This window comes from Streptomyces flavofungini (assembly GCF_041028215.1).
Classification (GTDB): Bacteria; Actinomycetota; Actinomycetes; order Streptomycetales; family Streptomycetaceae; genus Streptomyces; species Streptomyces flavofungini_B.
The window spans coordinates 1-4,878 of the sequence record NZ_JASKYR010000559.1 but is presented as its reverse complement, the minus strand read 5'-3'; the positions used below and the strand labels follow the sequence as shown (position 1 = coordinate 4,878).

The 4,878-nt window shown below is 71.6% G+C and carries 3 protein-coding genes and 1 pseudogene; 1 reads left to right on the top strand and 3 read right to left on the bottom strand.

What is annotated here, in order from left to right:
* Positions 1-427 precede the first annotated feature (427 nt).
* Entirely contained in the window at positions 428-679 is a 252-nt protein-coding gene (locus AB8Z36_RS29615; RefSeq protein WP_369216463.1) for a WhiB family transcriptional regulator, read from the top strand.
* A gap of 67 nt (positions 680-746) precedes the next feature.
* Here the strand turns inward: AB8Z36_RS29615 and AB8Z36_RS29610 are convergent, their stop codons facing one another.
* The 3 genes and pseudogenes from AB8Z36_RS29610 to AB8Z36_RS29600 form a co-directional block, all read right to left on the bottom strand.
* Positions 747-3,218, bottom strand: coding sequence for a hypothetical protein (locus AB8Z36_RS29610; protein WP_369216462.1), 2,472 nt, complete (start codon positions 3,216-3,218; stop codon positions 747-749).
* A 153-nt stretch (positions 3,219-3,371) separates the two neighbouring features.
* Entirely contained in the window at positions 3,372-4,343 is a 972-nt protein-coding gene (locus AB8Z36_RS29605; RefSeq protein ID WP_369216461.1) for an acyl-ACP desaturase, read from the bottom strand.
* Positions 4,344-4,500: 157 nt separating this feature from the next.
* A pseudogene (locus tag AB8Z36_RS29600) lies at positions 4,501-4,878 on the bottom strand (N(G),N(G)-dimethylarginine dimethylaminohydrolase); the annotation flags it as partial.

Here is a 4,878-nt window from a genome sequence, read left to right as displayed (position 1 = left end):
CCGTTGTCCCCAGGGGGAGGTTGTCCGCCTGGCTGCCGCCCCCGGAGGGCCGACCCGCCTTGCCTTGCCGCTGCCCAGCCATTGGCCAGGGACAGGAGCAGGCCCCGCTCGGCGGACGCCTCCTCGTGCGCGATGGCCCGCTCTGCCCAGCCTTCGCCCCCCCGGCAGGCACAACACGCCCCAACCCGGCCCTCGACGGAGCAGCCCGTTCCGCCTGGTTGGGGTCTCCGGGGGCGGCCCGTCAGTCACCGTTCCGCCCTTGGCAACCCCGCCGCGGGTGCGGGTCGTTTCGCGTGGGGCGGACACGTGGGGAGCGGTGTTTCCCGGGGTGGCGGCAAGGGCAGATTGGTGCCGGGTCGGAGCCCGGCCTCGGCGCGTTGATCGTTCGTTGATCGGTTGTTTCGCGGGGGCGGGCAGCATCAATGTCATGCAGATCGACACGACGGCCCAGCCCAAGCTCGCCTGGCAGGAGCAGGCGCTGTGTGCCCAGACCGGCGCTGACTTCTTCTTCCCCGAGCCCGGCAGCTCGGTGCGCGAGGCGAAGTACATCTGCCGGATGTGCACCATGCGCTCGGCCTGCCTGGAGTACGCGCTCGCCAACGACGAGCGGTTCGGCGTCTGGGGCGGCCTCTCCGAGAAGGAGCGGTACGCCCTCAGACGCCCCGCGCCGAGCGCGTGAGCCATCCCTCCGCCACCGCCGAAGAGGCGCCCGTCACGGGGGACGGGCGCCTTCGCGCGCGCGGTGCTCAGGCGTAGGTCACCGTGAAACGCTCCGTGCCCGCGGGGACCTGGACGTCGTCGCCCGAGACGGGCAGCCCGCGGCCGTCCGCGGTCGCCGAGCGGACCCGGCCGAACCGGCAGGGGTAGACATAGCGCACGTGCTCGGGCGTCGCGGTCACGTCCACCGTCACCTTCCGGTCGCGCGCGTCGTGCGTGAGCCGGTAGCCGAAGGGGGCGCCGAAGAGCGTCGGTGCCTCCGCCACGGCCACCGAGGTCCCGTCCGGCACCCAGTGCGGACGGACGCCCGGCGCGACGTACAGATGCGCGTCGCCGTCCTCGTCCGCCTCGAAGAGCAGGATGTCGCGGAGCAGCAGCAGGTACTCCGCGGCGGCCCAGCCGTGCGGGATGTCGCCCATGTACCAGGGCCGCGCGGGCACTTCGCGGAAGTCCGACGCGATGGTGAACGCGTGCTGCTCGTTCCACGCGCCGAGGGCCACGGCCCGCTCCCGCGTCCGCGGGAAGGCCGCCCCCACGATCCAGCCCAGCAGCTCGTCCATCCGCCCCGGATCGCCCGCGAGCAGATACGCGTGCGCCAGCTGCGTGGTCAGATAGGGGCCGAAGGCGTTCCACGCGGCCTCGTGCCGGTAGCCGCCGGAGACGAAGTGGGCGTACATGGTGTCCAGGGTCCACCGTGCCGCCCGGTCGATGTCGGCCCCCAGCTTGCTGCCCATGTGCAGCCGCAGCGGATGGAAGAAGGCCGCGGCGCCGATCATCGTCGAGTCGAGCCGCCCCACGTCGCCGGGCCCGGTCGGGATGTACGTCTCCCACGCCCCGCGCCGCCGCTGCTCGTCGAGGACCCAGCGGACCGAGGCGGCCGTGGCGCGCTTGACGTCGTCGAAGGCCGCCCACAGCTCCGGCACGTCGGGCGTGCCGATCCGCTCGGCGAGCCGCGCCGCCTCGTACAGGCCCGCGAGCGCCCACAGGTCGTCCCAGTAGTGCGGCTTGTCGCGCTCGCCCAGGTGCTCGGCGCTCCAGCCGCTGTGCAGCAGCCCGTACTGGTCGCGGTTGTCGCGCAGCCACCGGGCGCCGTCGATCACGTACGGCGTGTAGAGCCGGGTGCCGAACGCGGCGGCGCGGCCCTTCGTGCGGTCCAGGCGGCCGATCGCCCAGAGGGCCTGGCCGTTGCTGTCCCACTCGTGGTCGTCGCGCTCGTGCGGTCCGCCGTAGAAGCCGTACTCGGCGCAGGGCCCGATGCGGCCCGTGCCGCGGTTGAACCTCAGCGGGTAGTGCGTGCCGAGCTGGTGTTCGGCCAGTGCGGTGTCCCCCACCAGGGAGCAGGCCGTGGCCTCCACGGAGGAGTCCCGTATCCAGAACGAGTCGTAGACCGTGGGGCCCGGGTGGATCTCGCCGCCGTCGGAGAGGATCAGCAGCTGCGAGCGTGCCTCGCGGAAGAGATCCGTCAGATGTGCCACATTGCGCGGCAGCTCGGGCCGCAGCCCCTGGTCGATGAGTTTCGTCGTCCAGAAGCGGCGGTTGGCCTCCTCCAGGTCGCCCGCCCGGGGCGTGGTGATCTCGGCCAGGTCGGCGGCCCCGCTGAAGAGGTCGACGGGCAGCCGCGCATCGAGCTCGAACACCTCGTCGTCGACGACCCGGAACGGCCAGGCGAAGGCGGCGCTGCACAACCCCGCGACCTGGTCCTGCGCCTGGAGCGCGCCGTTCAGCTTGCCGCCCATGACCAGGTCGTTGAAGGGGCTGTGCGACAGATAGGTCTCCGGGTCGTACGAGAAGCCGGGGTTGCCGTACACCCCGTACTGCTCCGGAGCCCTGTCGAAGACCGGGCCCCAGCCGCTGTTGGTCTCCACCCGGTTCTGGTCCGGCAGGTGCCGCAGGAACGTCAGCCGCCGGTCGGTGATCTGGCGGCCGTTGCGGTCGTGCCGCTGGAAGCCGCTCGGCCCGGCGGGCAGCACCGCCGCGCACAGCCAGCCCTCGCGCGGCCGGCCGGTGGCGGTGCCCACGGTCAGCCGGGTCACGACCAGGTCCCGCTGCCGGGCGCCGACCGTCGTCGCGAAGGTGCGCTGCACGAACTCGACGCCGTCCGGCGCGCGGAAGGCGGTCAGGACCACCGGCAGGTGCGGTGCCTCCATCCGCTGGTCGACCGTCCCGCCCTCCGGGAGCTGCGGCAGGGCCAGCGCGCCGGTCGCGGGGTCGAAGAGGAAGAAGGACAGGCAGTACTTGTCGTAGACCGGCTCGATCTCGCCCGCCTGGCCGATCAGGGACTCCTGGCGGTGGTCCTTCACCCCGACCATGTGCCAGTAGCGGTACAGGGCGTTGGAGGCCAGGGCGGCCTCCTTCGACTCGTAGGTGCCGGAGTCGAAGTCGTCGCTCCAGCACCGGAAGGCCTGCTGCGCCCACCAGGGCACGGGACGCGGCACCTGCGCCCGTCCCGCCCAGCCGCGCCACATGACCTCGTAGAACATCCACTCATGGGTCTGCGCCATGGGTACGTCACCCCCGCGCCCACCGTCGCACCGGGGAGGGCGGCCGTAAATCGCCGCGGCGCATCCGGGGTGGCATACGCGTCAACGGGGGCGGGCCGGGACCGCGCCGTCCGGCGCCGTCCCGGCCCGCTCACCGCGTGGGGCCCAGGGAGGTCAGGCGCCCCGCGCCGCCATCCGGGCCTTGCGCGCGGCCAGCTTCTCGTCGAACTTCGACGCCTCGGCGTCGAGGCCGCCCATGAAGAGGCCGAGCTCCTCCTGGGCCTTCAGGCCCTCGGGGCCGAGGCCGTCGATCTCCAGGACGCGCAGGAAGCGCAGGACGGGCTGGATCACGTCGTCGTGGTGGATGCGCAGGTTGTAGACCTCGCCGATGGCCATCTGCGCGGCGGCCCGCTCGAAGCCGGGCATGCCGTGGCCTGGCATGCGGAAGTTGACCACGACGTCCCGCACGGACTGCATGGTCAGGTCGGGGGCGATGTCGAAGGCGGCCTTCAGGAGGTTGCGGTAGAAGACCATGTGGAGGTTCTCGTCGGTCGCGATGCGCGCCAGCATGCGGTCGCAGACGGGGTCGCCCGACTGGTGGCCGGTGTTGCGGTGCGAGATGCGGGTCGCCAGCTCCTGGAAGGCGACGTAGGCCACCGAGTGCAGCATCGAGTGGCGGTTGTCCGACTCGAAGCCCTCGCTCATGTGGGCCATGCGGAACTGTTCGAGCTGGTCGGGGTCGACGGCGCGGGAGGCGAGGAGGTAGTCGCGCATCACGATGCCGTGGCGGCCCTCCTCGGCGGTCCAGCGGTGCACCCAGGTGCCCCAGGCGCCGTCGCGGCCGAAGAGGGAGGCGATCTCGTGGTGGTAGCTGGGCAGGTTGTCCTCGGTGAGCAGGTTGACCACCAGGGCGATCCGGCCGATGTCGGTGACCGGGGACTGGCCCTTCTCCCACGCCTCGCCGTCCTCGAAGAAGCCGGGGAAGTTGCGGGCGTCGGAGAACGGGACGTACTCGTGCGGCATCCAGTCCTTGGCCACCTTGAGGTGGCGATTGAGTTCCTGCTCGACCACTTCCTCCAGCGCGTAGAGCAGACGGGCATCGGTCCAGCTGTCCGCGCTGCCGAGGTGGGGAGAGGTGATCGTCACGTGGGCTCCATTGGGGGACGGGGAGTACTTACGAGGAGTGCGAGCGGTGCACTACCTACGGTGTCGTAGGTTACGTTGCCGTAGGTTAAGCCCTCCGTAAAGAGGAGGGGAAACCGGCCCCCACCCGTCACTGCCGCACCTGGGGTCTCCCCGCTGGTCAGGCGTACAGTTCGCGGAGCCGGACTGAGAGGCACGTCACACAGCCCTCCAGCTTCTCGAACTCACTGATATCGACCGGAACCGGATCGAATCCCAGCTCCGCGAAGAGCTCCGCGCTCTTCGGCGCGCTCGCCGCCATGAGCACCTTCGCGCCACCGAGGAGCACCACGTGCGCGCCCGCCTCCTCCGGCACCGCCAGGAAGCGCGGGAAGAGCGAGCCGTTCTCGACCAGCGGCCCGTATCCGACGACCGTGCCGTCGGGCAGCGCCGTCACCGCCGACTTCAGATGCAGTACGCGGGTCACCGGCACGGTGACGACGCGCGCCCCGAGCGGCTCGAACACCGCCCGCAGCTGCCGTACCCCCTCGGCGTTCGT